The following is a 3,004-nucleotide window of genomic DNA, read 5'->3' on the forward strand; positions in this document are numbered from 1 at the left end:
TGGGAGATCCGCGACGACATCCACGAAGGCTTCCTCACCCTGGCATGCGCACTCATCTGCTGGAGACGCCTGAAGTCATTGCGATAGGAGTTCTTAGGGGCGTGGGCGTGGGCGAAGTGGGCCGGGCTCGGCCGGGAGTCGGTCCACCGGCGCACCGGCTCATCGGCTCACCGGCTCACCGACTCATCGGCGCGCCGGACGGCCGATGCGGCGCGGACGTCGACGAGCGGTTCGCCGCCTACCGGGCCGGCGCCGCCGCGGGGCGGGGCGGTGCGTGTACCGGGGCATGCGCGCGGACCGGAGCGGTGTCACAGGCCGTTCTGGTCGAGGATCCTCATCAGCGCCGGTTTCCCCGGGGCCGGTTCGAGCTGCCGGGCGAGGCGGTGAAGTTCCCATTGTGCGCGCGCCAACATCGCCGGTGGGCTGTCGCGCACCAGTTCGTCCTTGTTGGCTCTTCCCCGGCCGCCGGGCAGGTCAGTCGTTCCGCCCCGACCACCTGTCCGCTCTCCTGAACGAGGTCGGGGTTTTGGCCGCCGCCGACCGCAGTGTCGCCATCCGGCAGGAAGTCCTCCAACTGCCTGCCCCCGTCATCTCGGATGCCCTCGGCTACCACGACAAGACCACCACCCGACTCCTCAAAGGGACCGGCGGGACATGGAGCCGCTGAGCCCAAGGTGACCACACACGGTGACAACGCACACGCCCAGACCTGTGTCCGTGGGCCAGTGAACGGCAGGCCCGCGCGTTCACCTGCTAGAGTCCCCGTCAGCAATGAGCCTTCCTGGCGCGGATACCGCATGCACCGGGGAGGCTTTTTTCATGCCTCGGGCCCGCTTATCCGGGGCCCAGCGCTGTTCATACGGGTGCCACCCCGGGGACCTGGCGCTCCTGATCCGGGTATGCGGCGCTCGCCGGTTGACCACCTCTGCAAAGGAGTCTCGTGCCAGACGTATCCATTCGCCTCGCGGGCATTGCCGACCGCCCCATAGTGGAGCGGCTGTGGCTGATGTTCCGCCATGACATGTCGGAGTTCGACGGTCTGCTGCCCAACGCTGACGGAACCTTCCGCAGCGACCGGCTCCACATGGCCTTCTCTGAGCCCGACTGGGCGCCATACCTCGTCACAAGTGGTGACAGCCCGGCTGGGTTCGCTCTGGTCCGCAGTTTGAGCGCTCCGACGCGCGTGCTGAACAGCTTTTTCGTGGTGCGCGGCGCACGGCGGACAGGGATCGGGCTGCGCGTTGTTCAGGAGATCGCGGCCAGGCACCCGGGCTCGTGGGAAATCGCGTTTCAGGATGCCAACCTCTCCGCTGTGCGCTTCTGGCGTCGCGTCGCCACGGAGATCGCCGACGGCGCATGGACAGAGGAACGCAGATCAATACCAGGTCGGCCCGACTTGCCTCCTGATGTCTGGATCTCGTTCAACACCCCCGCGCTGACTCACGACTGAGCGACGAAGCGGTGAAGCCGCCGAGCACACTCGGCGGCACGGCCCACGCCGGCCTGGGCAAGACATTGGGCCACCGAGCTGCTTGCGGCCACACACCGTCAGCATCACCCTCGCTTACCCCGAGAACTGCGGACGGTTGAATACGCGAGCCCACCAGTACCGAGGCCGGATCAACCGCCGTAACGCGAACACCCCGCCTCCGGGAGATCCGGGGGCGGGGTGTCGAGTGGAGCGCCGGGCAGGCCTTGCACCTGCATTTCCCCGCAGGAAGCGGGGCGTCTTTCCTTGGACCACCAACGCATCGCGTCCGGGCCGGTGTTCCGGCCGTTCGCTGTGTGATGATCATAGCGCACTTTGGTCCGAGTGGTCATCACGACGTCGGCCGCCGCCGACCGCGACCACGGCGCCCGGGAGCGGACGCGGCCCCGCCGCGTCCCGCCGCCACGGGGCAGGCCGGTGCCAGAGGGCCGGCCGGGCACGCCGGTGCGAACGAGCGTGCCGCACACGCCCCTTCGCGCTGCGAAGCGCCGTTGGGCCGGGACCGCTCGCGGGCAGGATCGCCGGTGACTCCCAGGGAAAGGGCCGGCTGTGGCAAGTGAGTTCCAGCGCGGCAAGCTCGTCGACATGTTCCGCGCGTTCGACACCGACGACGACGGCTGCCTCGACCAGCGCGACTTCCAGGCGCTCGCGGGACGCTGGAAGCATCTGCCCCGCGTGCGCCCGGGGTCCGGACTGGCCGCGGACGTGGACCGGGTCCTGCTGGGCTGGTGGGACCACCTCGCCGCCCATGTGGACACGGACAAGGACGGCAGGATCGACCTGGACGAGCTGCTCGTCATGGTGGACCGGCTGCCCACGATGCGCGAGGCCGTGGCCGCGACCGCCGGGATCGTGTTCGACGCCGTCGACGAGGACGGCGACGGCCGTATCTCCGCCGCCGAGCACCGTCGTCTGGTCGACACATGGCATGGCGGGAGCGTCGACGTCGCCGACGTCTTCGACCACCTCGACCAGGACGGGGACGGTTACCTGGGCCGACCTGAATTCACCGAGCTGTGGATCCAGTTCTGGACCAGCGACGACCCGGCCGAACCGGGCAACCGACTGTGCGGCCCCGTGCCGGCCCGCACCCAGCGCCCGCTATGTGATCGCCCATCGTGAGGGCCCTCCTGAGGCGGCTGTCGACCAGGCGTGCAGCGCCGAGGGCCCCGGTGGTGGCATGGCGGCGGACGGCGCGCGGACCCGTCCCGCACGCCCGTCCGCGAGGCACGGCTGGACTCGGCGGGTGACAGGAAACCCCAGCGGGTGGCGGGGCGCGTCGGCGCCCCGCCGGAATACGGGACGCCAAGGTGTGTCCGACCGCGTTCGTCAGGGCTCGGCCACCGCCGCTGAGAGGTCGTTTTCGCCCGATGTTTTATCCCGGAAGCGGCCGTTTAGCGTGTGATGTCGGGTCGCGCCAGGAGATGGTGCTCTCGCTGGTGAGGCGGCGAGCCATGAGGTCGGTCATGGCGAGGTGGATCATGGCTTCGGATCGGGTGGGCAGGGTTTCGTAGT

The 3,004-nt window shown here is 69.3% G+C and carries 2 protein-coding genes and 1 pseudogene; 2 read left to right on the forward strand and 1 reads right to left on the reverse strand.

The annotated features are described in order from the left end of the window. Positions 1-940: 940 nt before the first annotated feature. Both IF37_RS0138060 and IF37_RS0138065 read left to right on the forward strand, forming a co-directional pair. Positions 941-1,450: a GNAT family N-acetyltransferase gene (locus IF37_RS0138060; protein ID WP_030754184.1), complete on the forward strand. Its 510-nt coding sequence runs from the start codon at positions 941-943 to the stop codon at positions 1,448-1,450. Between the two features lie 588 nt (positions 1,451-2,038). Next, complete coding sequence (locus IF37_RS0138065; RefSeq protein WP_037858252.1) at positions 2,039-2,611, forward strand: EF-hand domain-containing protein; 573 nt, start codon at positions 2,039-2,041, stop codon at positions 2,609-2,611. Between the two features lie 253 nt (positions 2,612-2,864). Here the strand turns inward: IF37_RS0138065 and IF37_RS46290 are convergent. After that, positions 2,865-3,004: pseudogene (locus IF37_RS46290) on the reverse strand (IS5/IS1182 family transposase); the annotation flags it as partial.

This window comes from Streptomyces sp. NRRL S-31 (assembly GCF_000718775.1).
Taxonomy (GTDB): domain Bacteria; phylum Actinomycetota; class Actinomycetes; order Streptomycetales; family Streptomycetaceae; genus Streptomyces.